This is a genomic window from Sphingobacterium sp. JUb56 (assembly GCF_014191365.1).
Classification (GTDB): domain Bacteria; phylum Bacteroidota; class Bacteroidia; order Sphingobacteriales; family Sphingobacteriaceae; genus Sphingobacterium; species Sphingobacterium anhuiense.
In genome coordinates, this window is record NZ_JACHWL010000002.1 from 1,096,841 (window position 1) to 1,123,706 (window position 26,866).

Annotated in this window: 21 protein-coding genes and 1 pseudogene; 3 read left to right on the forward strand and 19 right to left on the reverse strand. The window is 40.8% G+C overall.

What is annotated here, in order from left to right; genetic code table 11:
* Positions 1-101 precede the first annotated feature (101 nt).
* From FHR29_RS24015 to FHR29_RS24025, 3 genes are read left to right on the forward strand one after another with little or no spacing between them, the layout of a single operon-like run.
* Complete coding sequence (locus tag FHR29_RS24015) at positions 102-644, forward strand: hypothetical protein (RefSeq protein WP_132769576.1); 543 nt, start codon at positions 102-104, stop codon at positions 642-644.
* A gap of 30 nt (positions 645-674) precedes the next feature.
* Positions 675-1,472, forward strand: a complete 798-nt coding sequence (locus tag FHR29_RS24020) for a hypothetical protein (protein WP_183917695.1) — start codon at positions 675-677, stop codon at positions 1,470-1,472.
* Positions 1,447-2,856, forward strand: a complete 1,410-nt coding sequence (locus FHR29_RS24025) for a hypothetical protein (protein ID WP_183917697.1) — start codon at positions 1,447-1,449, stop codon at positions 2,854-2,856. Before FHR29_RS24020 ends, FHR29_RS24025 begins: the two co-directional genes overlap by 26 nt.
* Here the strand turns inward: FHR29_RS24025 and FHR29_RS24030 are convergent.
* The 19 genes and pseudogenes from FHR29_RS24030 to FHR29_RS24115 all read right to left on the reverse strand — a co-directional run bounded on the left by FHR29_RS24030 (position 2,853) and on the right by FHR29_RS24115 (position 26,741).
* The gene (locus tag FHR29_RS24030; protein ID WP_183917699.1) at positions 2,853-5,675 is read right to left on the reverse strand and encodes a collagen binding domain-containing protein; all 2,823 of its coding nucleotides are present in this window, start codon (positions 5,673-5,675) and stop codon (positions 2,853-2,855) included. The genes FHR29_RS24025 and FHR29_RS24030 overlap by 4 nt on opposite strands.
* An 89-nt stretch (positions 5,676-5,764) precedes the next feature.
* Positions 5,765-6,382 carry a response regulator transcription factor gene (locus FHR29_RS24035; RefSeq protein WP_183917701.1) on the reverse strand — a complete coding sequence of 206 codons (618 nt, stop codon included), beginning with the start codon at positions 6,380-6,382 and terminating at the stop codon, positions 5,765-5,767.
* Positions 6,383-6,772: 390 nt separating this feature from the next.
* Positions 6,773-7,231 carry an urease accessory protein UreE gene (locus FHR29_RS24040; RefSeq protein ID WP_183917703.1) on the reverse strand — a complete coding sequence of 153 codons (459 nt, stop codon included), beginning with the start codon at positions 7,229-7,231 and terminating at the stop codon, positions 6,773-6,775.
* A gap of 81 nt (positions 7,232-7,312) precedes the next feature.
* Positions 7,313-7,666, reverse strand: coding sequence for a hydrogenase maturation nickel metallochaperone HypA (locus tag FHR29_RS24045; protein ID WP_132769587.1), 354 nt, complete (start codon positions 7,664-7,666; stop codon positions 7,313-7,315).
* Positions 7,659-8,612, reverse strand: a complete 954-nt coding sequence (locus FHR29_RS24050; RefSeq protein WP_183917705.1) for an urease accessory protein UreD — start codon at positions 8,610-8,612, stop codon at positions 7,659-7,661. Before FHR29_RS24050 ends, FHR29_RS24045 begins: the two co-directional genes overlap by 8 nt.
* A 7-nt stretch (positions 8,613-8,619) precedes the next feature.
* Complete coding sequence (gene ureG / locus FHR29_RS24055; protein WP_183917707.1) at positions 8,620-9,234, reverse strand: urease accessory protein UreG; 615 nt, start codon at positions 9,232-9,234, stop codon at positions 8,620-8,622.
* A gap of 4 nt (positions 9,235-9,238) precedes the next feature.
* Positions 9,239-9,925 (reverse strand): urease accessory protein UreF, encoded by a 687-nt coding sequence (locus FHR29_RS24060; protein ID WP_132769593.1) that lies wholly within the window; start codon positions 9,923-9,925, stop codon positions 9,239-9,241.
* 7 nt (positions 9,926-9,932) lie between these two features.
* Positions 9,933-10,418 carry an urease accessory protein UreE gene (locus FHR29_RS24065; protein WP_132840729.1) on the reverse strand — a complete coding sequence of 162 codons (486 nt, stop codon included), beginning with the start codon at positions 10,416-10,418 and terminating at the stop codon, positions 9,933-9,935.
* A gap of 14 nt (positions 10,419-10,432) precedes the next feature.
* Positions 10,433-12,283 carry an urease subunit alpha gene (gene ureC / locus FHR29_RS24070; protein WP_183917709.1) on the reverse strand — a complete coding sequence of 617 codons (1,851 nt, stop codon included), beginning with the start codon at positions 12,281-12,283 and terminating at the stop codon, positions 10,433-10,435.
* Between the two features lie 77 nt (positions 12,284-12,360).
* A pseudogene (ureB, locus tag FHR29_RS26710) lies at positions 12,361-12,657 on the reverse strand (urease subunit beta); the annotation flags it as partial.
* A gap of 18 nt (positions 12,658-12,675) precedes the next feature.
* Positions 12,676-12,978: an urease subunit gamma gene (ureA, locus tag FHR29_RS26715; RefSeq protein WP_132769601.1), complete on the reverse strand. Its 303-nt coding sequence runs from the start codon at positions 12,976-12,978 to the stop codon at positions 12,676-12,678.
* A 115-nt stretch (positions 12,979-13,093) separates the two neighbouring features.
* Entirely contained in the window at positions 13,094-14,296 is a 1,203-nt protein-coding gene (locus FHR29_RS24080; RefSeq protein ID WP_183917711.1) for a porin, read from the reverse strand.
* 337 nt (positions 14,297-14,633) lie between these two features.
* Positions 14,634-15,596: a glycoside hydrolase family 43 protein gene (locus FHR29_RS24085; protein WP_183917712.1), complete on the reverse strand. Its 963-nt coding sequence runs from the start codon at positions 15,594-15,596 to the stop codon at positions 14,634-14,636.
* Positions 15,597-15,793: 197 nt separating this feature from the next.
* A complete protein-coding gene (locus FHR29_RS24090; RefSeq protein ID WP_183917713.1) occupies positions 15,794-16,750 on the reverse strand; it encodes an ornithine cyclodeaminase family protein in 957 nt (318 codons plus the stop codon).
* A 178-nt stretch (positions 16,751-16,928) separates the two neighbouring features.
* Positions 16,929-17,954, reverse strand: a complete 1,026-nt coding sequence (locus FHR29_RS24095) for a DUF5007 domain-containing protein (protein ID WP_183917715.1) — start codon at positions 17,952-17,954, stop codon at positions 16,929-16,931.
* A 29-nt stretch (positions 17,955-17,983) separates the two neighbouring features.
* Positions 17,984-18,691: a hypothetical protein gene (locus tag FHR29_RS24100; protein WP_183917717.1), complete on the reverse strand. Its 708-nt coding sequence runs from the start codon at positions 18,689-18,691 to the stop codon at positions 17,984-17,986.
* Positions 18,692-18,722: 31 nt separating this feature from the next.
* Entirely contained in the window at positions 18,723-20,345 is a 1,623-nt protein-coding gene (locus tag FHR29_RS24105; protein ID WP_183917720.1) for a RagB/SusD family nutrient uptake outer membrane protein, read from the reverse strand.
* Positions 20,346-20,355: 10 nt separating this feature from the next.
* Positions 20,356-23,493, reverse strand: coding sequence for a SusC/RagA family TonB-linked outer membrane protein (locus FHR29_RS24110; protein WP_183917722.1), 3,138 nt, complete (start codon positions 23,491-23,493; stop codon positions 20,356-20,358).
* 188 nt (positions 23,494-23,681) lie between these two features.
* Entirely contained in the window at positions 23,682-26,741 is a 3,060-nt protein-coding gene (locus tag FHR29_RS24115; protein ID WP_183917724.1) for a beta-L-arabinofuranosidase domain-containing protein, read from the reverse strand.
* Positions 26,742-26,866: the final 125 nt, after the last annotated feature.

Consider the following 26,866-nt stretch of genomic DNA (forward strand, 5'->3'; position numbering starts at 1 on the left):
CACGTTCTTTATAACATCATTATGTGACTTCATTACATTGGATATACCTCTCATAATCACTAATTTTAATCAGTGTTAAGCATATAATAATTATGAGAATTATGAAAAAGAACCTAATATTATCTTTATTTGCCCTGGTCGCGCTATGTCTAGGACAACAAGCCAAAGCTCAAGTATCAGTTAGTACTGCCCCTGTAACGGTCAACATTGATTTGCAGGCAGCCGTCCTGTCCATTGCTTTAGATGCAGCACCAACGGTCAATTTTGTTTATGGAACAGCAGCAGAATATACGGCTTCCAAAACAGTTACAAAACCGGGACATCTCACGGTGATCAGTAATAAACCTTATGATTTAGCAGTAAGTGCCGACGGGCTATTTACCTCTTCAAACTCAACTAATACCACAAATCTTCCTGCGCTGGGCATAGTGGGCATAACCGTTGATGCCGCAACCCTACATGGAGGAACTCTGACCCCCATAACGGCACTAACACAGGTTGATCAAGAATTTATATCGGCGGCCAATGCAGAAATAAATGCAGTTTATAATATCAGCTATACTATAGCAGATCCAAGTTCATTAATTTCTTTACCTTTAGAGGTTTATACCACAACGGTAACGTATACCGCAACACAATTGTAAACAAATCAGTAGCACACTTTATCTTAATCTGTGAAATTTTATTTAACGCTAGTTTTTCTATACCTAAATACCCTGACCTATGCTCAGGGTATTTCTGTTTCGCCTTCCCGTATTTTTTTTAAGGGAGAGCCTGGGCAGACAGTCAGTCAAACCATTTCCTTTAGCAACACCTCAACATCCGAATTCTATTTTGTAGCAAATATGAAAGACTGGGATCGTGATTCCTTAGGTGTCAAAAAATATTACCCTGTAGGCCAGCGCAAGCAATCCAATGCCACATGGTTATTGCTATCGGAAAACTCTGTCAGGTTAGCACCGGGCGAGACTAAAAATATCAATCTCAACATGACCATTCCGCCTGAAGCCACCTCGCTTGTATTAACCAATAGCATGCTATTTTTCACACAGGTAAAAGAACAGAAAGGTGAACTTCAAAAGGGCGTGAACATGAACGTCCTCCTTGAAATGGGCATCCAGATTTATCATGTCCCTACTGGCCTGTCAACTGGAGATCTGGAATTTTTAGCTTTTGAAGATAAAGGTATCATCACGCCGGAAGGCGGCAATAGCGTCCGGAAAATGCTTGTTAAAGTGAAAAACACGGGTCAGATCAATAAAGATGCTTACGTTCGTTTCGAACTGACCAATATCGAGACTGGAGAAGAGGTCCCGGTCAAATCAATTGCAATAGCAATGTTACCCGAGGCAGAACAATGGATTCAACTGGATTTACCAGCAACACTCAAAGGACGCTACCTCGCTGTAGCTATCCTAGATGCCGGAACTCAATATGACTTGAAAATTGCAGAAAAAGAAATTACATATTAAGAGCGCCCTCACACTAGCAGCAAGCCTGTACACCATACATGTACAGGCTCAAATCAATGTGAATCTACCAGCAGCAAATATCACCGCAAGAACAGATTATCAACAAAATTTCACATCCGGTACCTATACATCTGCACTCGGCCTATTACCTACAATCGGTGTCAAGTCCAATACCGCTAATTTCAGTAATACGCTTGGAGGTAATGGTCCTGCTCCACTCAATTTGGCACATATCAAGCTGGTCTCTATTAATAATCTCACGGTTTTGGGTACTTTTACAGAAATTGCACTTTCCACAACCAATCAAAATATATTTGCAGCAGTTGCCAGTGTTGCTTCTGGCACTGTCCTCAATAATTTACGCTTGGCTACAGCTGGCTTCACTTGGGTGGCAGGAACATATACTGCTGAGCTATTTTTTTTAGCTCCCGGTCTTTTAGGAGGGAATGTGATCACTCCAGCAACCCATACGATGAATATTATTGTTCCTTCTTTTATAACGCCATTAACCACCGCAGGAACGACCAGCATTTTAGTTAACAATTTGAGTTTTTATCGTACACCCGCAGGTATTAGTGCAAGTAAAGCCATTAATCTTACAAACACCGTAAATTATAGACCAAGTTTACAGACAGGTAATTCAAATTTCAGTTTTAGCACCACATTACCGTACAATAGCCTGCCAGTCACTACTGTTTCTTCAGTGGCAACCACTCTAACGGCAATCCCTACAGCAACGCCTATAACACTATCAACCACAGCTCAGGGATTAACCCCAGTTGCTGGACTTGCTGTACCCACAAATAATTCGCAGACACTGAATTACGCATTCTCAATAGATGCAACAAAACTTAAAACAGGATTTTTACAGGCAGGAACCTATTCAGTACCGATCACTTACACCTGGAACAAGCCAACCGCTACCTATCCTACAGGAACTTTACAAGCGCAGGGTGTTGGCAGTCTGGAGGTTGTGGTCAGCGATCTAAGTGAAATAATAGCAAACCAATCAACAGTTAACTTAACCTTTTCAACAGCTAGTCATTACCAGAACGGTGTTAACCAAGATATGCCAGCGCACTTAAAATTGAGTAAAACCACGCCTTATAACGTGTATGTAAGAGCCACTTCGGCAAACTTTGCCTCTGGAGTTAATAGCGTTCCACTAAATGTCATGCGGATAGGGCCGATGCCAGGTCAAACCGGTATGCAGACCGTAACCTTGTCTGCCACCGCACAGCAACTTATTAATGGAGCTGCCCCTGTAATCGACAGATCCTTAAATATCAGATATAGCATTCCTGCATCAGAAACTTCAAAATTGCTCAACAAACCGGCAGGAACATATACAACGAATATCATCTTTAGTTTTGTGGCTCCTTAAAAACGTTTAATACCCACTTTTCTACGCTCATCTTTATAATTAAAATCTTGGAGATAAACGGTTGCTTTTTCACTTAGATCAATTTCCTGATTCGGATTTTCAATCGAAAAAGGCATACCTGCCGTCGGTATTGTTACATTGTAATTCCCTAATGGCAGGAAAAAGGTAAAGTTGCCATCAGCATCACTCAATGTCGTGAACGTATTACTTTCCTTATCGACTGCATTAATCCGAATACCGGATAGCTCCGGATTTGTTTGCAGGTATTTACCTGCTATAGGCTTAATCCTACCTTTTAAAATTCGTGTTTTCACCAAAGGAATAGCTAGCCGTTGATTTTTTGTTAGAACAATACTGATGGGTCCCTGAGCTACCCAGCCTTGATTATTTTCAACAAGGACAGCATATGAACCCTTAGCCATATTTAAAAATTTCACCCGTCCTTTTCCATCGGTACTCGCTACATCTTCGGCAATTTTAACCACAACTGCTTCGGGAGTTGCTTCATCAGGATCTTTAACGCCATTTTTATTCTTGTCGTCAAAAAAAGACAACTGCAACATATGTCCTTTCGCACTATTAAATTTGGAAAATTTCTTTTCAATACCTACTCGAAACTGTCGATTATTAAACGATATGGTTTCTACAGCATTTGCCTCAGATAGATAATTGAGAGGAAGGCGGTTGCGCATAAAATTATAAAAGATGTCAGCAGTGAGACTCCAGTTCCCTTTTAAATGCCATTTGGCATTTCCGTTAACCGATAAATTATTACTTCGGGAAAATCCATAATAGCTGTACATACCCGCTACCTGTGCCTGCAGCGTTCCCTTAAAACTATTGATCTGCATATTGGGTCCAAAAGAATAAATTCTAAAATTTGCATCCGATGCCGTAGCAAGCAAATCGTTTAAGTAGTAAGGATTTATTTGGATATAGGTATTAAAACCGATAAACCGATATCCATAGGTACCCGTCACACGTAACGAATGAAAGGGAGAAAGCGGCTTATTGGAAGTATTCTTATACGTATAGCCATAATCTGTGCGCAGGGAAAACCGATGTCCCGTACTAAAAAAATTGATATCACCGATTCCTCTAATGGCATTTGATTTCCAATTTGCAGGACCGATACCTGGAATTCCAAAGCCTTGATAATCCACTTCCTGAAAAATAAAATAAGGCCTAAAATCCAGTTGAAATTTGCCCAGACCAGTATGATAACCAAGCTCATAAATCTGGATCCGACTAGGATTATTAATGTAATAATCTTTATACCTTTCCTGAAATTTGGGATTATTATCCAGATAACTGATCCGGGCAGCGATACTTTGATTATTTTCTAACACCTTACTGATCCGGGTGTCACTCTGTATTAAACCCCTCCGCAAACCTGTATAATAGGGAGAGCTGTAATAATTCATACTCGTTATCTGATACTGTTCTGTGCTATAGTTATAATTAATGCCCATGGCAAAAGCATGCTTGCTTCCATTATAATCTGTACGCTCCATACTGTACCCCCCTTCCAGCCCCAATTGTTGCTGTGCATTGAACCGGACTGTAGTCTTTCCGCTTACCTGATCGCTCTTGATCTCACGATAACTGTGTTCACGATGTAAATAGGTGAGGTAACTTTCCTGATTATCCTCCGATCGAACAGCATAATTAGCTCCGATAATTTTCGCGCCAGGAATCAAATTATGCAGCTGACTGAAAAGCATGTAATTATTTTCGACTCCGTAGAGACTGATCGAGCGATTTTTACTAAATTTATAACTCGCTTTAACTCCTCTTCCACTAATCGTCTGATCCAGATTTTCATAAATATTCCCGACTTTAACGCCCCAGTCTTTATCTTGATAATCGATATAGGTGTCATAAGCATTTAACGCCTTTTGTTCCTGATAATAATCGATATTCAGTCTGTAGTTCAGGTTTTTGTTTTCTTCGAGCTCCAGATCTCCATAAGCCTGAAACTGATAAATAGAATTTCCTTGTCCCAAACTGAGGTACTGCAAGGCGACCGTATTGTTATTAAAATCACTTTCAAGATTGTTAATAGCTCCAAACCGCTTAACACTTCCAACCCGCATAATTCGAACACGACTAGCCGCTAAGATTCGGCCCTCTTCATCAATCCCTTGCATGACAAAGTCAAAATCCTGAAAACTACTTTTATACCGCATAGTAGCCGTTAAAGGAAGTAGTGTCTGCCCCCCGGGCTGTAAGGTAACCTGCATAACGTCTCCGGTAATGGTAAAGCCTTGAGGATAGCCTGAAAAAAGAAGCTTAAATGTAATCGGTACAAGTCCAAAATTTGATGCCTGCACGAGCAACTGTACCTGATTGGTGGAAAGATCCAAATAATACGCTGGCTGTTCCGTTTGTAACACAAGTGTTTTTTCATCATTCAATTTGATGAAAAAAGATACCGGTTTGGGTAAACGGATGGATTGATCATCACTAGAAAAACCGATTGAAAAAGATTGATGATTGTTTTTTAAGGTATTCCGATCACCCATATACTTTAATGGGTAGCTTTTTTGCTCCCGAGCTTGTAATATAATTCGCTGCGGCAGCTTTATTAATCCCGATAAAGACATCGTCTCAACAGCTGAAGGGATCAGTTCGATGGTTTTATCCGTTAAATTACGGATACTGATTTTATTAGAAAATGTCTGACCTCCTGTTACGCTTACTGTATCCTGATCAAAGTTTATGGCCACATCAGCAACCTGTTGACTTTTCGCTTCGGATAAGAAAACACATGAGCAACACATCAGAAACAAGAAACTCCACAGACATTTTATGCGCATATCAGGAAATTCAAATTATAACAAAAATCAGTCTTAATTCGGTCAGTGAGAAATATATAAAGTCACATCTTCATGTTACGAAATAATCTCTACATCGACAATTGCGCAATCAGTTCGCCTTTACTGTTGATATTTAATTTTCGATATACACGTTTGATATAAATACGTACCGTATCTAATGATATTTTATATTCTTCAGCAATCAGCTTATAACTCAATCCTTCAACGATACCATTGGCTACCTGAAGCTCACGCGCCGTGAGCAGATCTTCGTATTTTTTTGAACTAAAAGCCTGGTTGATCAGTGCCCTATTGATTATAGGACTGATAAAAGAACCTTGATTAAGCGTGATAAGTATGGCATGCACAAGATCCTGCATACACGTATCCTTCAGCAGATAACTGACGGCTCCGTTTCGAAAACATTTACGAACAATTTTTACATCCGTTAGATTAGTCAATATGATCACCTCAGACATTGGAAAAAGCTTTTTTACTTTTTCCATGATCAAGGTATCTTGGTGTTCAATATCGAGCAGCAACACATCAGGAACTGGAGATTTCTCCTCCCGGGTTAAATTGCAGTATTCCAAATCAAAAAGAATTGTTATAGGAATAGCGGTGCCCCCCAACGTGTGTGTCACAAGAATCCGCTTAATAGCCTCTCGAGTATGTGCGTTGTTATCAATAATTCCCACTTTAATCATAATACAGTTGTACTTAAAATTTAGGTGATCGGTTTATAAAAATATTCAAAACTTAAACTTGTTATTGAACATCTATACTATTGATTAAAGATAACTTTTTATAAGGATAAAATAGTTCATTTTTTTCAATATTAAGTATAAATACTGCTATCATATCAGTATTTCCGCAAACTAATTCTTCAGAAGTAAAGAATTACTTAACTTATATTCAGCAAATATCAATCATTTGCCTGAGCAACAAATGAAAACTTTAAACGGAAAGAATCTTAACTATTAACTTTCTATTTTCCAGCCTCACATAAAGTGACCTGATACGAAAGTAACGGCTGGGGCTGGTAAGCGGAGGGACAGCTTAACATCATGTAGATAGCAGTCAGGCCATTTGACCTTCTAACTTAATAACCATGATGCGCCAAACGCCTGTAAAGCAGAGGCTGGTGAAAGTGTGCGCGTTTCTATAACAACATTGTTGCCATATTGCCCTTTTAATGCTGGATAGAGCTGTCCATCATACGCAAGTGCTAGCCCATCATCAAACCAAAATAGAGGTAAATGCCGATTGCCAACATCAAAACAAAAATGACCGATAGCATTAAGATCTGTAGATTTAAGAACGATACAAGCACATGGTTTGATATATATCTGTATGGCGACCTCTGGAGAAGAATACACAAACTCTCCATCATCAAGAGCAGTACCGCCTGTCCGATGGAGGCGCACAAATCGGCCATCCCTTGTCTCACGACTCAAAACAGTCTTGTTGACTTCATACCAGTCAATCGCCAGTAGGTCTATGACCGAAGGATCAATTTCAGATGGAGTGATTAAATTTCTTTCTATAACAAGCATATCATATCGGATTAACAGATCGCAATTTTTAAGATTTTTCCCTTAATCAAGACAGCCATCTGTTTTTTATATCATTGATTTTTAATGACCAGTTTTATTATTAAACAGCACCTTACTGATGCGCAGTTCCTCCCCCTGTATAATCTGGTCAGAGGGCTGTCCACAAGTACATACAAACCGGTGATAATGTACTTCAAAATTCATTGCACATACTTTGCAGTAAGCAATGATGGGTAATAATTTCACCTCGAGCTCCAGATCCTGAAACAACGCTTCATCAAGCACGTAGGCTTCAAAAGCATTCTGAATCAGGATAGGCTGAATATTACATAACAATCCAGCCTCTATCTCCACTTTGATAATATCTTGCATCCGACCCGGATAAGCTTCCTCCAAGGTGCTAAAGATATCCCTTACGATCGATAGCTCATGCATCCACAACCTCCTTTTTTTTCGTCTTAGGACGAGCCTTAACCGCATTCGTTTTTTTAAGAGCAGGTCGTTTTTTCACCTCTTTAACAACCGGTACTGGAGCAACTTCCCTAGTACTTTCCTCAAGTTGATCTTCAGCAATACCTGCAAGTATAGACTCTTCCTTGATATGTTGTGTAAAATCCCAGCACAATTGTCCGAGCATACCCATAAAATCGTAAAGCAGCTCGCCATCATTTCCTAAAGCCCGCAACATGACAATATCATCCGCAGCTTTTGTGAAACCGTACGTAATATCACTGTAATCCAAAGTCATAATTTCATCCAGCTCTTCCTTCAGTTCTTTCGCAAATAGGGCCGAAAAAATAAAAGTTGCCTGATGCGTATATCCTTCAAAGAATAACAGGCCTGTTATCGGTTGTTTTGCAGGTGACAGGAACTGGTTGTCCATCAGGATCAGCTTGTTGTTGCGGTATATCTTCGTCGTACTGTGTAGGCTGTTGAACAAAAAAGCCTCATTCATGTGTATACGCCCAGCACCGACAACATCCGCCCAGATCAAAACTGCATTACCTTCAAGATAGACACTGTTTTCATTTTTAAATATCGAATCCTTAAAAGGAGTAACTGGATGTGGAATATAATGAAAGACCGCGTCGTGTGCGATACGTGCAACAGTTGTCTGTCGGGCTCCGCGTTTCATCGGATGAAGTTTATTGAAAGACTGTGTAAAAAGCTTCAATTGCGTGTCAGCTTTCATATTGATCTCAATATCCAAAGTATCATCATCCATAATACCGGGAGAAGCACTCATGATAATCATTTCCAGATGCTCCTGTAGCTTTGGGGCACCATAATGTGTGAGCTTATAAGGAGCATTGTGACAGCTTTCTTTCAATACACTATAGGTTCCCTCTTTAGCTACGTTTAGCTGAATTACACTTTCCATCTTATTCTTATTGCTCTAACAATGCATATTTTTTCAACCATCCTTTTACATCTTCCAATCCATCCAAGGTCATGAGATTTGTAAAAATAAAAGGTCTTTCGCCACGCATGCGTAAGGTATCCTGACGCATCACTTCCAGATCGGCATGTACATAAGGAGCCAGATCGATTTTATTAATGATCAATAAGTCGGAACGTGTAATACCCGGACCGCCTTTACGGGGCATCTTTTCTCCTTCACCTACATCGATGACGAAAATACTGACATCAGCAAGATCTGGGCTAAAAGTAGAAGTCAGATTATCACCTCCACTCTCCACAAAGATCAGTTCCGTATCCGGAAAACGGGTGGCCAGTTCCTCCACTGCTTCAATATTCATCGATGCATCTTCACGGATCGCGGTATGCGGACAACCGCCTGTTTCCACTCCGATAATACGTTCTGCCGGAAGAGCCGAATTTTTTTGAAGAAATTGCGCATCTTCACGCGTATAGATGTCATTTGTCACAACACATATGCTGTAATCAGTAGACATCGATCTTACCAGTCGTTCAATCAAGGCAGTTTTACCAGACCCTACAGGTCCGCCTACGCCTACCTTGACGTAGTTTCTTGTTTCCATATGATTATGAAATATAAATTCGTGTATATAATTTTTCGTGCTGCATACAGCGTATATCTTGCGCCACGCAGCAATTACCGATAAGCCCCTCATCCATATTCGGTTGCTCAGCAACCAAACGGTTAATTAAAGGCTGAAGTTTAAAAAGAATCTGTTGTGCATCCATCTGACTGATCGGAACAAGTTTCGCACAGTTGGTCATCATGCCGTTAAGTGCATTATAGTAAAATGCACTGAGCGCATCCTGATAGCTTATTTTTAACGCATGCGCATACATGGCGAATGCTAACGCATAATGACCATGCAGCTCATTACTGCTGATCGACTGCAGGTAATTAGAACAGCGTTTTACAGGATGTAGTTTTTCCGTCAATTTCAAAAAGCGAATTCCAAGTTTCTTACTGGCTTCCCTTATTTCATAAGGCGCTTTTAGCACCGTAACCAGTTCATCAAGCGCTGCGATTTTCTGCTTAGAAGCACGCTTCACGCAGAGTGTCCAGGCCTTTGAAAAAAAAGCGGCGTCATTATAATAAAAATTATGCTCCAACATGGTTCTTGCATATTCTTCGGCAGATTTGCTATCCTTTACAATATCTTTTGTAATGTAGGTTTCCAATCCATATGAATGCGTAAATCCTCCAATAGGAAATACCGAGTCATTGATCTGCAACAGCGTTAATAATGGATTCATATGCTTGTTATAGTCCTAGTTTTATTTTCATTTTTCCTGAAGTATACTGGTGGATCACCAGAGTACTCGTTTTTTCTATCACCCGCGTTTCGATCGTCGGCTCTAGCCCCCTACGGCAGAGCAGATCAAACAAAGGTTTTTCAAATGCTGTTATGACTTCTTGCCGATCGTTGATAAAAACGGGAACATGTCGATTTCCGATTTCAAAACAAGCGTAGGCCATCTGCTTTGGGCCATTTGCTCGAAATACAAGACAAGAACAGGGCAATATCTTGACCGCAATACAAAAACCAGCCTTTTCATCACGGTAGAGTACATCACCATCCGACAGTTGCCGGGAGGATAAATTTTTGAAACCGATTTCACGTCCCCCTACTGTAATTGCCCGAATGATTTTTTTTGTGGTGTCGAACCATTCCAACTGAAGGAAGTCCACCTCCAGTTGGAAGGATCCGCTAGCGATATTGCCCAAGATTGTTCTTGCCAGTAGCATAAACCCGATTTTCTTTAAAATAAGAAGAAACGTTGTGCCATTGGCACTTCATGTAGAGGTTCGCAGATGGCCAAAACACCATCTACCGACACTTCGTAAGTTTCTGGATTCACCTCGATATTTGGTGTTGCATCATTATGCACCATATCTTTTTTACGTACTGTACGGCAACCTTCTACCGGTAGACTCACACGTGACAAGTTTAATTTCGCGATGTTGCCATTTTCCAAAGAAACTTTGGAAACAAAGTTGAAACACAACTTCTGTAATGCTTTACCGTGCACTCCAAACATCGGGCGGTATAAAACGGGTTGCGGTGTAGGGATAGACGCATTGATATCACCCATTTTAGCACCCACAATCATACCCCCTTTAATGATCATTTCTGGCTTCACACCAAACATTGCAGGTTTCCATAATATCAAATCGGCAAGCTTACCCGGTTCTACAGAACCGATGTATTGATCGATACCATGCGCTTTAGCAGGATTGATCGTATATTTAGAAACGTAACGCTTCACACGGAAGTTATCATTGTCTTTTCCTTTATCTTCCGCTAATGCACCACGCTGAATTTTCATCTTGTGTGCCGTCTGGAAAGTACGTGAAATTACCTCACCTACACGTCCCATCGCCTGGCTATCTGAACTCATAATCGAGAACACACCCATATCCTGCAAAATATCTTCTGCCGCAATACTCTGTGGACGGATACGTGAATCGGCAAACGCCACATCTTCCTTCACGTTTTTATCCAAGTGATGACAAACCATCAACATATCCAAATGTTCTTCTACCGTATTTACTGTAAAAGGTTTTGTTGGATTGGTCGATGCTGGTAAAATATTAGGATACATCGCAATTTTGATGATATCCGGCGCGTGACCACCGCCCGCTCCTTCCGTGTGGAACGTATGGATCACACGGCCATCAATAGCCGCAACTGTATCTTCTAAGAATCCCGCCTCGTTCAGCGTATCCGTATGGATGGCAACTTGTACATCGTATTTATCCGCAACAGTAAGCGCGGCATCAATTGTCGCTGGAGTAGCACCCCAATCTTCGTGGATTTTCACCCCCAGTGCACCCGCTTCAATTTGCTCAATAATAGGTCCAGTAGTCGATATATTACCTTTACCAAAAAAACCTACGTTGATCGGCAAGTTTTCAAAAGCTTCAAACATACGCTCCATATACCATTTACCAGAAGTCACCGTGGTTGCATTGGTACCATCAGCAGGACCGGTTCCACCACCAATAAAAGTGGTGACACCACTATAAAGTGCTGTTTCTACCTGTTGTGGCGAAATAAAATGGATGTGTGTATCAATACCACCTGCAGTTAAGATATGTCCCGCACCTCCATGCACCTCTGTAGACCCGCCGATCACCATGCCTTTGGTAATACCATCTTGAACATCCGGGTTACCCGCTTTACCTATACCCACGATCTTACCGTCTTTAATACCGATATCACCTTTCACAATACCCCAGTGATCGATGATAATTACATTGGTGATACAGAAATCCAGTACATCTTCATCGCGCATCGCACGGGCAGATTGGCCCATACCATCACGGATTGTTTTACCGCCACCAAATTTATTTTCTTCACCATATACACCAAAATCTTTCTCGATTTCAATGAAAAGTTCTGTATCTGCCAAACGCACCTTATCGCCCGTCGTTGGGCCAAATAATGCAGCATATTTATCACGAGGGATATAAAGCTCCCCATCTATATACTTAACCGACGATTTATCTAAACCCAGTTTATCTAAACCAAGAGCGTCAAGTCCTACAATCGAACCTAAAGTACCCATTCCGACTACTTTAATCCACTCTCTTCTATTCCAACCTGCCATAACTATTTCGAATCTTTAAATTCCAATTTTTTCGCTTTCTCCAGTGCGGCTTTCTTAACCTTTGGATCGGTATATTTACCGTTGGTCAAGCCATTAAACCCGTGGATCTCTTTATTACCTCCCATTTCGACCAAGATCACTTTCTTTTGTTCTCCGGGCTCAAAACGTACCGCTGTACTCGCAGGGATATTTAAACGCATTCCAAAACTTTCCTCACGGTCAAAAGACAACATTTTATTCACTTCAAAAAAATGATAATGAGAGCCAACCTGAATCGGGCGGTCACCTACATTTTTCACGGTAACACTTGTCGTTTTATAGCCGACATTCGCTTTTATTTCTCCTTTTTTAAGGATATATTCTCCTGGTATCATATCGTATACGCTATTAAATTAACGGATTGGGTTGTGAACCGTAACCAATTTCGTTCCGTCCGGAAAGGTTACTTCAATTTGTACATCGTGAATCATTTCCGGAACACCTTCCATCACCTGGGAACGCTTCAATAATGTCGTACCATACTGCATCAGTGATGCCACAGACTTACCGTCACGTGCTTCTTCCATAATCTGTCCGCTGATGTAAGCGATACATTCCGGATAGTTTAATTTTACCCCTCTTTTTAATCGCTTGGCAGCAAGTTCCCCTGCCAAGTGGAGCAAGAGCTTCTCTGTTTCTCTCGGTGTTAAATGCATATTGATTGATTTAAATTCAAAGCTTTTTATTAATAAAAACATCTTGGATATGTTCAATTACAGTAAGCATAGCATTACCTATCACCTGAACCCACCCTATCGATGTGTAAAAAATTTATAGTGCCGGTATCGTAAAATAAGTTCCTAATGTAAGGCGGTTAAACTGTTGTTGAGCGCGATCAAACTGACGATCAAAAGACACCGTATTGCCGACGTAACCCAGATAAAACCGTAAATCCTGTTTTTTAAACGGTTTATGCTGTAAAGCCGCAAAATAGGTCCAGTTTTGACGGAAATTAGCATCAATGTCTGCATCCTTATCCATTCCAGCTGTTTCATATGCTCCTTTCAGAGCAAGCTCCCATTTATCCGTAAGCATTCGATCGTAACGGACCACAATAGACTTGTAAGTCACATCCTGAGCCAGCACACGATCGGAATTCGTACGCGCATAAAAGTCATTCATCGCAGCAGATGCGATCAAAGCATGATCTACCGCCAGATAACTATACTGCAGATCCACATACAGCATGTCTTTATCTGTTTTAAATTTATTAGCCAAAGAGATCCCGTGATTGGTTTTATTTTGAGCAAACTGCGAAATATTATAAGACCACTTTGTACTGATCTTTTTATTCCAGAACGATCCGATCCAGGTAGCATAAGCTCCAATTGGTGTCTTAGATGCTTTCAAGTCACCCATTGCATAACCGTTTTTGGTATGCAGATCCACAAAACTGTCGTTGATTGTATTATAAACCTGTAGGTTTAGCGAGTGGTCAGCATTAAGCTCATAAGAAAGCGTTCCCCCTACCACAAAAAGATTAAGAATACGGTCCACATAATCCGTGAACATAAATTCATAGATCGGATTATTTTCAAACTCGTAACTTCCGACCAAAGCACTTTGCTTTCCGGCAGTAACAGACCATTTATAATCCTTTCCAAATTTATATTTGATGTAAGCCATATCCAATGCCCGCGAAGCATTGTCCTGACTTGTAGGTGTAAACGGACGGTTTAAACGAAAACGAACACGATAAGCGAGTTGGTCATTATAATCACCGTGAAGCAAAATACGGGCTTCATCCAAATTAACTTTATTACTGCGCTCATTGTCGCCCATGGACTCAACATTTAATCCTGCGCGTAAAAGCACATCCAGTTTAAAAAGATCTGCACGGGCAGGTTCCTTGCTTTTCAAGGAGTCAGCCTCTTGTTTTATAAGCAATGCCGCAGGCCTCTCCTGTGCTGTGACCAGTAACGAGATAGCAGGGGAAAAAAATAACGTCGTCGCGATTAATGCTTTTATGTTCATGAGAATAACTTGTTTTTCAATGACAATGAAGATGTATGAGCATATGAAATGCTGCAGGATAACAGCGTACTCATGACATGTTCATTATCTGTACATTCGCACAAGTATATCACAAAGAGATAAAAATGTGATAAGAGCGAAATTAGAACGAGATTAGAAAACTTAATCAATCTTTCCATTCGCTGTCTATACCCTCATTTTTCGACTATTTATTTGATTAAGAGCACAAATTGTTACAAAAAAGAGACAAAAATGTCTATAAATGCAGAATCCCGATAGCGTTGTTAGGCACTACCGGGATTCTATATTAGAAATTTCTTAATGAGGTTGCTTGAACTTACTTCAATTTATGCTTCACACCTTCGAAAGTCATTTTTACGGGATTAATATAACCATTCGCATCAAATGTCATCACATCGATACAAGTTTCTCGTTCATTCGCACCCGTTTTTCCTAATGGCCTGCGGTGATACACGATATAATATTGATCTTTATTTGGTACCTTGATCACCGAATGATGTCCCGCCCCAGTTGCGATTGCAGGATCCTGTTCCAAAATGTTACCTATTCGTTTAAAGGGACCAAAAGGAGAATCCGCAATAGCGTAGGCTACCTTATAATTCGGAAGACCCCAACCTCCCTCAGACCACATAAAGTAGTATTTATTATTGCGAATAAACATAAACGGACCTTCTACATAGTTTTCAGGAGTTACCTCCTTATAGATCGTTCCATCATCAAAAGGAACTAAACTCTTAAAATCAGGGCTTAATTTGACCACATTACAATGTTGCCAGCCACCATAGTACATATAATATTGTCCATCTTTATCTTTAAAAACAAATTGATCAATAGGTTGTGCCCCATTCACAATATCATTAATTAACGGTTTCCCAAGCAGATCTTTATAAGGACCTTGCGGCTTGTCAGCAACAGCTACGCCGATACCGCCAATTTCGCCTTTGTGTACATCATTCGCACCAAAAAATAAATAGTATTTCTTGTCTTTCTGAAAAACACTTGGTGCCCACATCGCTTTTTTAGCCCATTTTACTTCAGCCGTATCAATGATACGGTGATGCTTTTTCCAGGTGACAAAATCTTTTGATGAAAACGCATCAAAGAATATCTGATCTTCATATCGCGCAGAATAGGTCGGAAAAACCCAATACTCATTGTTATATATAATACCTTCAGGATCGGCATACCAACCTGGAAATACAGGATTTTGTTGCGCATAGACAGGTTGTGAAATGTAGAGGACGAAGCCTGCAAGGAAATAAAAAAATATTTTCATCATTAAAAGGTTTTAGTAGCCTTGAAAGTAGGAAATATAACTTAATATTCCAATTTATGGTCATACAAAATCTATCTAAAGAACGAGTATTATTTCGACAGAAATCCAAATCAACCTACTATGCTTCCCAAAGAATCAAAAAATATTCTTTGCGGTATGATGACTGACAAAGCCCTACTCTTTTTCATTTTCTGAAATGATCAAACCGATGTCATCTCCTCTCCCACATTCCTATACACGAGCAAAGCTGCCGCCAAATCTTCAATTGCCAATCCCGCCGATTTAAATAAAGTGATTTCATCTGATGATGATCTTCCCATAATTTCACCACAACAAAGTTCTTTGATATCACCTTTTATACTTGCAGGATCCAGTACACCGGTTGCAATGGGAATCGCAAGTTCTCCCGTCTCGTGGAGCGCTCCCGCGCGCGAATCCACAAAAATGCTACTTTTAAGAATGGCGCTATCATCTACTTCACGCGTTTTAGGCGTATGTGATCCAATGAGATCCAAGTGTGTTCCAGCCTTAATCCATTCCCCGTTTATCAAAGGTTCATGACTAAGCGTCGCACAGGAGATTACATCTGCCCTACGCACAGCCTCTTCCAGCTTATCGGCATACACAACATTACGAAATCCCGCCTGCTGTAAGTTCAATACCAGATCTCCACCTTTCGATTCGTTTCTTGTCCAGATCAAAATTTGGTCATACGCACGCACAGCCGAATGCGCCTGCACAAGATGTTGCGCAACTTTTCCTCCTCCGACAATCAGTAAGATTTTTGAATCATCTCGAGCTAAATAAGAAGCCGCTAAAGCAGAAGTACAGGCTGTTCTTCGGGAAGTCAACCCTGCCGCATCCATCTGTGCCAAAGGTTTTCCAGTGACCGCATCCAACAACGTATACAAGGCATGAATAGCCGGGAGGTTTTTTCTGTGATTCTCGGGAGCGACAACAACCTGCTTGATTCCGATATAATTGTCCGTCCACGAAGGCATCAAAATAAGCGTATTTTCAATTCTTTCAGCATTTTGATAAAAGTGATGGTGCCGAACAGGCATCGTAAATGACGATTGAAAAATCTCGCGCAGCGCTTCAATCAATTTATCATATTTAAGTATAGATTCAATCGTTTCTTTATCAATGATTTTCATATTTTCAACAGCATTTGGTAAAACCATAAACATAGCGAATAATTAGCGCGTCAGATCCTTATAAACTAACCATTCATCACCGTTTTTTACCCAAAGCGCCATAAGTGCCTAATTAGCATTTAACGCTTTGGGTAATCAGCAACTGTATTTATCACGATAAAACCTACAATACCCCGATCTAAAGTCCTGTTGTAGGTGGTCCAGATGAGTTTATTGCAGCAACGTTTGTGAGCTTTACTTCCACCTCAAATGTTCCCTCCATCAGGACACGAAAGCCAAAAACAGGATTGATATTATGATTGGGATGCCCATCCATCGCGGCAAAGCGCATCGGAATACGGTAATAAATATTATAATCCCAATTTGTCTTACCGTCATTGAATTTGGTTAACGGAAACGGAGCCACTTCATAATCACATACTAATGCTGTATTGGTGGCAACAACCGGATTGAAACGAACATGCGATTCAAACGTCGGACGATCTCCCCGTTTGATCACTTGCCCAGCACTTGGATCCCATGCACGACCATTTTTATCAACAACTTTTAAGATTACACGTGCCCCCTCGTCAGAGACTTTTGTACAGGTTAATTTGATATTACTATTATAAGCCGGAGTAAATGTTTCAGATGCATTAGACCCTGTCAATGAAGCATAAGTCAACTCGAAAACATCCTCTAAAAAAGGTTCGATGACATGGATCTCGGCAAATGATTTATAAATTTTAGTACCCTTGCGATTCGTTGCCTGCAAATCAAACGTATAGATACCTAAAGGTAGATTTGCAGATGCGCGATTAAAACTGATCTGTCCACTGATCGGACTAAATTCCATTGGCGTCACCTTCTTCGTTTCCCGCTTAGCTTTCAGAAGTGCAACAGTGGTATCCGTTGCCGCATTGAAAGTCATGCCTTCCTTAAAAACTTCAATTTCGTACATTTTAGTAAATTCCTCAGGTGCAGGCTCTCCCGTCAACTTATTCCGCAGATTTAACATTTTAAATTCAAATGGTGGAGTCGATCCATCTGCATTGATCCGATCCGAAAGTGTGAGCGTCATCCCTCGCTTACAGTAGATCACACTGTCCCGATATCGAATGGTATCACTCAAGAAACCTTCCTCTATTTTGGAACAGGAAGATATAATTATACCGATCATTATTCCTAATAAGATCGCGTACCTTGTCAAATTATTCATTTTCATTAGCCTATATTTTTTAAAATCCCTCCGAATTAATTGGAAGCCATTCTTTCTTTATTAAAAAATAACCGATGATCACCGTGCAATACATGTATGACACCCGTTGTCGTAATGATTCCTGAAGTCTGTACATCAATGCGCTCATCACGCTCTGCTTCCGGGATCGCATTTTGGTTTGGTTCTTCCGAATCCAGCGTTCCACGTACTCTCGTATAATATAAATAATCAACATAATCGACATAGGAACTGTAATCTCTTGTTCGTCTCAACCCCAACTGAAATCGCACACCAGGAATAGGACCATACAAATTGGTAAAATAGGCTCCATTCACATCCAGCTGAGCACGCTCTATTTTTCCATTAAACATATATATCTTCAACGAATCCAATCGTTTTGGGTCAATATCATCAATCGTAAAAGAAATATTCTCATCGCCAACCTCTGCGATACGCTGCTGTTTTTTAGCACTTACATATTCCGCTACGCCCCAATTTGTTGTCGCATAAAAGGTAATATCACTGTTCACCAGCTCTTTTAAATTTGCTCGGTCAATGATCCGTACCAAAGAATCAAATTTTGGATGCGATGCCAGAAAATCATAAGTTGTCATATTCACTTTCGCCTGATGTATCCCCCCATCGTTGATGTAATCATCTTTCGTGCAGGCGGTCAATAGATGAAAAAACATCAGAGCAAATAATAGGTGTGCACAAGTTTTATTTATTATTTTAGTCATCATTTCTAAAGAATTTATGTTTCTAAATATGTCATTAAATCTTTCCTCGCCAGTATTCTGTCTGAACCAAAAGTCTATTTTCACTAAATAAACGAGGATCTACCGGCCAGAAAAAACCACCTTGTTTAAAGCGAGCTTCTGTCAGCCAAGTGATATGGTCCGAGTAAGTTCGTGTACGGATCATATCAAAAAATAGATGACCTTCCAGATACAGCTCTTTTCCCCGTTCGATCATATATTCTTTCATCACTTCCGTTTTTGCCAGCCCCGGCTTTAATAAACTTGAGGGATCACCTCCGTAACGTGTTCTTGATGCATTGATGATGGTAATCGCTCGACTAGGATTATTTTGGTAGAGCGCTATTTCCGCCTGCAACAATTTGATATCGCTCAACCGAAACAAAATCAAATTATTACTATTATAGGGTTCAAGTTGCTGTCCCGGGTTCCTAAAGACTATATTGCTATACTTAATACATACGGGTTTATCCGTCGTATAATTGACAAAATTATTTTTGAAGCGCACATCCAATGTATCTAGCCCCCGAGATTGTACAGCCTCCCAGACCCATTGTCTGATATCTTCATGCCAGACCCAATCCTCTTTTTCTTCGATCTTATAAAAATGACTACTCAAATAAGCTGGTTTGGTGAAAAAATCGGCTGCTGCACCGTACATTGGGATATAGTTATTATTCAAAAATTTCATCCCGATGTGTGCGCTCGATCCTTCTAACGTATTCTCACTGACATTTAATTCAAAAATACCCTCGCTCGATCTGCCCTTAAAAATATCACCATATTTTGCGGTATCAGTAAGCCCGTAGCCACCTTGCGCAAGCAAGGTATTGATGGTCGTATCCGCACTATGGACATCGCTCAAAATGGGATTGTTAGATGTTAAATCAGTTGTCGTCGCCCGCCACAGATACAGGTGTGCCATTAGAGCATAAGCCGAACCTCTGTTTGCTGTAACAGCGCGTTCTGCCGCTGTTTTATAGCCCCAGCTCAAAAAATTTATAGCATGGCGACAATCTTCCTCGATCTGCTTCATCACGTCTATGCGAGCGGTTCTTCCCAGATGAGGTGCACTGATCGGATCATCATATGCCTCTGTAACAAGAGGCACATCTCCCCAAATTTTGGTCAACATGAAATAAGAAAAAGCACGAATAAAATAAGCTTGTCCCATGATTTTCTTTCGGAAAGCCTCCGGATCTGCCTGTTCTAAAATCAAAATATCATTCGAGACCAAAGGCATTTCTTTGAGAATGATATTGGACATCGCTATTGTTTTATAAAACACGGTCCAATTGCCATAAGACTGTGCAAAATAATTGCTGGTCCAATTTCCTTTTCCAATTTCTGGATGGCTGTAGCTATCCCGATTGATGCCGATATAAATATCCGGAGTCATATCCCCATAGATATAATAGCGGTTTCCAACTCCATAGAAACCATCCATCAAGGCATTTCTTAACAGCGCATAATTTCCCGCTATCGCAGTTTCTCCTGCCTTTGGATCTTTCCAATACACCTCCTTATAGGTCGAATTTCGAGGCTCCTCTTCCAAAAATTTGTTGCATGATATCGTGCTCAAGCCGATAGCTGCAAGCAGGACCCATTTCCAATAATTGATTATAAATAATGTTTTCATGATGCTCTAATTAAAATTGTAACTCTACACCAAACGTGAACTTCCGCGGGATAGGATAACCATTACCTTCATATTCACCATAATAATTTACAGCCTCGGCATCCGGTAATCTTTTCGAACGCTGGAACATCATTAAATTATCGACGATACCATACATCCGAATACTTTTCATTCCCCATCCCGACACTAAACGATTAGGCAGACTGTACGAAAGACTCACACTTTTCACTCTGAAATAATCACCTTTATCCATGAAAAATGTTTGACCAGCAACGGTATAATAACGCCAAGACCCTAAAGGATAAGCCGGATAATCTGCTCGATCGCCCGGTTGGCGCCAGATATTGATCTTACTAAAATCTGGTGTCGCATACTGCGCAAAACCACTGGTTGAATTGGTTGCCGCACCATTCTCAAATAGATCCGATTGATACAGATTGAGCACATCCCTATCGAACAAAAAGGTGAAGAGAACCCCAACATTAAAATTCTTCCAGGTCACATTATTTGTCCAACCACCCGTGAATTTGGGATTTGGATCACCGAGCGGAAGTTTGTCCGGGTTTATACCATCATTAAAAGGATCGATCATGTAATCTCCATCCACATCTCTGATCCACATATCACCCGGAGCATAGGGACTGCCTCCAGCATTAAAACGGTCTCCTGTTAAGGGATTTATCGGAATATCATTAAGTGTTGAGTAAATTCCTAAAGTTTGGTACAAGTAGAAGGTATTAATCGGGCTACCCACCGATAGAATATGTGTTTTATCAAATCGCGAACCCGCGACCACTAAGTCCCGTCCCGAATTAGGAAGGTTCATAATTTTATTCCTCACATACGAAACATTCAACCGGCTAAACCACTGAACAGGACTGGTCCTTGGAAGCGGATTGGCCATCAAAACCACTTCAGCCCCATAATTACGTACGCCGACTGAATTGGTCAATGCCCGGTCGTATCCGGTTGTCACAGGCAGTGCCACGTCAAATAAAGATTGTTTATTTTCCTTATTAAAAACGTCCAGTGCAAAAGAAAAACGACCGTTAGCAATCTCACCGTCCAAACCTATGTTCCATTGCATAGAGCGTTCCCAGCTAATATTAGGTTGCGCCACACCATCTACCAGATTGGGTGTTATCGCCGTAACACCATTATAAGAAGTCCCATTGTCATTTCCCCAGAAATTTCCAGCATTGACCCTGTAAAGATTGTACTGTAGATAATTATTTCCTGGCAATCCACCTGTTGTGCCTATACTAGCACGGAGTTTTAACATTGAAAACGGAGACTCCTCTTCTTTCATAAAAGATTCTTCCGAAACGAGCCATGCTACCGATGCCGAAGGAAAATAACCCCACTTATTACCCATTCCAAAACGAGATGATCCATCGCCACGTATACTGGCTGACAGTAAGTACCGGGAGTCATAGTCATAGGCCAACCGTGAGTAAAAAGAAGCCATACTGTAAGCTTGATAATCGGAAGTAGCAGTCAAATAGCGTTGCTGAAAACCTTGTATCACTTTGATTTGGTCTGAAGCACCATTCGAAGCTCCAGCCCCTACTGACCGGTATTGATTATATTCCAGATCACTTCCCAAGATCATACTCAGGCTATGTTTATTAAATTCTTTATTATAACTAAAGTAATTAGAAGCCAACACATTGACTTGGTTATCGGAAAACACATCCTGTCTGTTACCTGTAAAATTTGCTACTGAAGATGGGGTACTTACATCACGTCTACTGTTTGAATAGATATATGACGTTTGGGACGTAAATTTCAACGCTTTTGAAAAATCATACCCTAGATTTAGGTTAAATGTAAATTGATTACCCGTATTCACATCCGAATCATCATTATACATCCCAAGAAGATAATTTTTCCGTGTCTCACTTAGGTTGAAATAAGATGCCGGCGTGTATCGAGCCGTCACACCAACTCCGCCGCCACCCGCTCGAGTACGTTCTGTACGCGAATAAGCAACAATCGGGTTGATCATCAAACGTTCATGCAGTGCTTTTGACATTAAGTTCAAGCGGGTTGAATAGCGCTTAAATCCTGTAGCCTTGACAATCCCTTTCTCATCATATAATCCGGCACTGAAACGATAATTAGAACCTCCTGCTCCTCCTCCACTTAAACTCAGATCTGCATTATTAACTATTCCTTTCCGATAGTACATATCCTGCCAATCGGTAGATCCGTTAAAAGCCGGATTTAAACTATCCGTAAGCAGAAAAGAAATGTTTCTATTCTCGATATCAGGCCGATATTGCTGTAATTCTTCTAAGATGCGCATTTTTTGCCTTCTCTCTTCTGCTCCTAAGGCCACATCCCGCAACTCAGGTCGTTGTGTCAATCCGGTATACGCCGAAACCATTACTTGTGGCTCTCGGCTGATGCCTTTTTTTGTTGTGATCAGGATCACACCACTGGAAGCTCTTGATCCATAAATAGCAGCGGCAGAAGCATCTTTCAGTACATCAATACTTTCAATGTCCTGCGGATTTATTCCAGCTATAAAATTTGTACCCGTGCCTGTTACAGGAGAAGTATACTGTTGTGGTGGTTGAGGAACTCCATCCACAACATATAGCGGTGCATTTCCGACACTAAACTCATCGTACTCTCTATTCAAACTGGTATTGCCCCGTACTTGAACCGTGGGAGATGCGCCCGGCTCTCCAGTAAAATTCTGCACATTTACCCCCGATAAACGTCCCTGCAGGAGTTGGTCAAAACTGGCCGCTGGCAGATTTGCCAATTCTTTTCCGGAGATACTCGAAATTGCGGCGGTAGATTTCTTTCGGGAGATTTTCTGATAACCGATGACAACGGTTTCATCTAAGGTGGAAAATGTCGTATTCAATTCGAAATTGAGCGGAGACTCCGAACTGAATTTTAATCTCTTTGATTCATATCCAAGCAAGCTTGCCTCGATAACGTCTCCCGGCTTTGCTACCATCGTAAATTCTCCTTTGCTATTGGTTTGTGCACTGATCTGCGTAGACAAATTTCTCAGCGTAGCTCCGACCATTGCACTTCCTGAAACATCCCGAACTACGCCTGTTACCTGTTGAGCAAATGAGTCAAACGAAAGGAGAACCACGAGGACTAATAAAAGACCTGCGTTTTTCATAAATTAATTTGGTTAGTTAATATTAGTTGTTAATAGATAACCGAAGATAAAGTAGAATGAGGTCCAAATTCAGTCCGAATTTAACCAATCGCACTTCGATTGTGACCAAAAATTAGAATTGGAAAGAAATAATAAAGGGGTACTTCGCCAAGCAAAGTACCCCTCAAAATTTTTAGCACCTTTTGTAATTATTTTAATGTAACATCCAGATATACTGAGTGCCGTCCATAAGTATCATAGAATGGTTTAAAATCAATCCCATCAATCTTGAACGCTAAACTTTGCGGATCACCTGATATAGATTTGCTGATATCCTTCGCATCCAACGTCACTTTACGCCAATCTTTTCTTGCTTCCGGTTCTTGAGCTGCCAACAAAATAGGTCCATAAAATAAGCTGGCAATATTCTGTTGATCCATGACCGGATCTAAATGAAATTGGAAAGGCATTTTCAGCGTAATGCGATCGCCATTCTTCCAGTTACGGCTCAATTTCAAATAAGAACCGGGCGCTGCCTGTACTTTTTGATCTTTACCGTTAATCGTCACATAAAATCCTTTGGTTGCCCAACTCGGTACACGGACATGAAGGTCAAATTTGCCGTTCCCTTTTATGGTCAGCTCCGTGTCGTCCTGTTTTGGAAAACTCGTCTTCTGTTCCACAGTTACCCCGCGCTCTGTCCATTCCAAAGTAGAAGGAATAAATAGATTGACATATAAAGCCTGATCATCCTTGCTTTTAAAATAAATACTATTTTGCAATTTGGTACTACTTTCAATTGCGGTACCATTACAGCAGGTAAAGCCAGTCATATTGGGATTCCCAAATTGCTTTATTGATCCTGGTCTTAGTGGCACATGGTACGTATTAGCCGGAGTATTTTCAGCAACAGACGCTAAAATATGATTATACAATCCACGTTCGTAGTAATCCATATATTCAGCCCGTTGATCAAAAAGAAACAGGTTGCTCGTTAATTTAAGCATATTGTAAGTCGCACAGGTTTCATTCTGTCCCCCTTCAGAAAAACCATTTTCATATAAGGTTGCTGGTTCTGCTGTAAACACCTCCGCATTAGCCGGATTTCGAGCGCCCGCAACTCCTCCTATACTGTACATATAGTCATTAACAGCTTTGTACCAGAAATTGTCTGCTACACGGTAGTATTCCGGAAGATTAGAAACCTGGTATAGCTCGATACTACCCACAATTTGTGGAATATGCTGATTGGCATGCAATCCACGAAAAGTATCGACATTTTTCGCCAATCCATGTGTATGCTGCGCATTGCCAAAGAACATATCAATATTATCAAACAATTGCGCTGTCTTCAAATAGTGGTCCTTATTGGTGATGCGATAGAGATGTGCCATCGTCTCATTCATCCCTCCAAATTCACCGGCTATGTACGTATTCCAAACTTGTATCAGGGTTTCTTTAGGCAATTGACTAAGACGCGCATGCACCCAGTCTGCCATTCCTGTTGCCACTTGCAGTGCCTTTTCATTGCCACTTACTTCATAGATATCAATTAATCCGGCCAAAATTTTATGCAAGGTATAGTAAGGAGCCCATACTTGCGTTTTCTGGCCTCCATACTTCGCACCCTTTTCCAACATTATAAATTGATCGGGCGGATAAGCGCTGATATAGCCTAAACCCCAATTCCAATAATCCGTACGGATACCTTCGTGGCTCAGATCTGAATCATAGGTTGATTTGCCCGGACCATAAGGTACAGCTGTCGGATCCGCTACTGCCACAGCTCCTGCTTGCTGCGGTTTACCCGATAATTGTGCCAGTTCGTAAAGCGTATTGACCATATAGGTCATTTTCTCTGCGAAATTAGCTTGCAAAGTTTTATCATATCCGGTACTTGCATAAGCCTGTGCGATAGCCGTCAAATAATGACCTGTAGCATGTCCTCTAAGTTTGGTATCCTGACTATCCCATACCCCTAAAGGTTTTGCCCCTTCAGGCTGTGGTTTACCAAATGCATCACGAAACATATAGAGAAAAGAGTTGGGATCAGTCGACGCCAATGTGTTGATAAATTTATCCCGATTTTCAATAAATTTTGTTTCTTGGTGCTGCGCATCAGCTTGCAATGAAACCTGACTAAGATCAAAAGCTGCTAATTTCAAACTTGGTGCTGTAGCCTTATTGCCTCCCTTAACAGTTACGATCGCTTTAGGCTGTAAATTTGTTCCGGGAACTCTTCCTGTAATCGTATATCGGCCAGCTTCCAAGACCGTACTGTTGTCGTTTGGTGAAGGCCACAATACCCTGACTTTAGGGCCAACCATCTCCTCTTTATATATTCCCTTTATATAACTTGGTAAACGTGGTAAATCTCCCAATGTGGTTTCCACCTGCACATCTGGCACAGCAACTAAGTAAGCATTATAGAGCTGGGTTTGGGTCAATGGAAACTCAGGAAGATTATCCTCCACTTTGGTCACATTTACGGAGCGATTACTTACTCCACGTTGCGAATTGGTATAAATTCCAGTAAGCTGATTTTTACTTAACGGAACACGATAGATTCGAAAATCATACAACAAGCCATCCAATGTCGGCGATCCTGCCAGCAGTGATTTTCCAATATATAATTTGTTCTTATCTCCAGAAGATCCAAACACTTCGGTCAACTCACGCGGTATCTGCTGCGATTCACCAACGAGTGCAGCATCCACATAAGTCATCATCTTCTTAGCCGGAATATCCACCACAATGGTCAAGTAAATCCACTTATTCAACAGTAATGCTGGAGAAACAGCACCTTTTTGATTATTTTTACCTGCAGTAATTAAACTTTGAAAACCATCTTGAAGGTTTGTTCCAAAAGGAGCAGCAAAGAAATGTTTTTGCACATCCTTTCCAAAGTCAAAAAAAACCTGATCTTTTTTTTCCGAACGAAGATACACCCAGCCCGAAATACTCAATGACTCCATATCGGTCAATGCATCAGCAGGGATTTGGATAAAATCATTTTTTTCACCCGATAATGACAGCACTTTTCCAAACCGCTTGTCATTGATAAAAGTAACATCCCGACCAGCAGTAGCATGCAAATTATTCCGAGACCAATCTTTCAGATTTCCATCAAATACATATCGTGCGATCATTCCCGTTTCTCCGATTCCATCCAATATCTGATCACCACTTTGCGCCTGCACGGTACTGCCCCCTTTAGATAGTAGCGTGGCAATGAGGATAAAACGTAAAAAAACTCTATAACTTTTCATTGATATATCATTACTGTGAGCTCGCGAGCTCGGTTTAAATTCTATTTTAGTTTAAACGGCAAGCAAGAAGATTTGAACAGTTTATATCTTCCTAAACGATCGGCATGACTGTACGATTTTCTTGC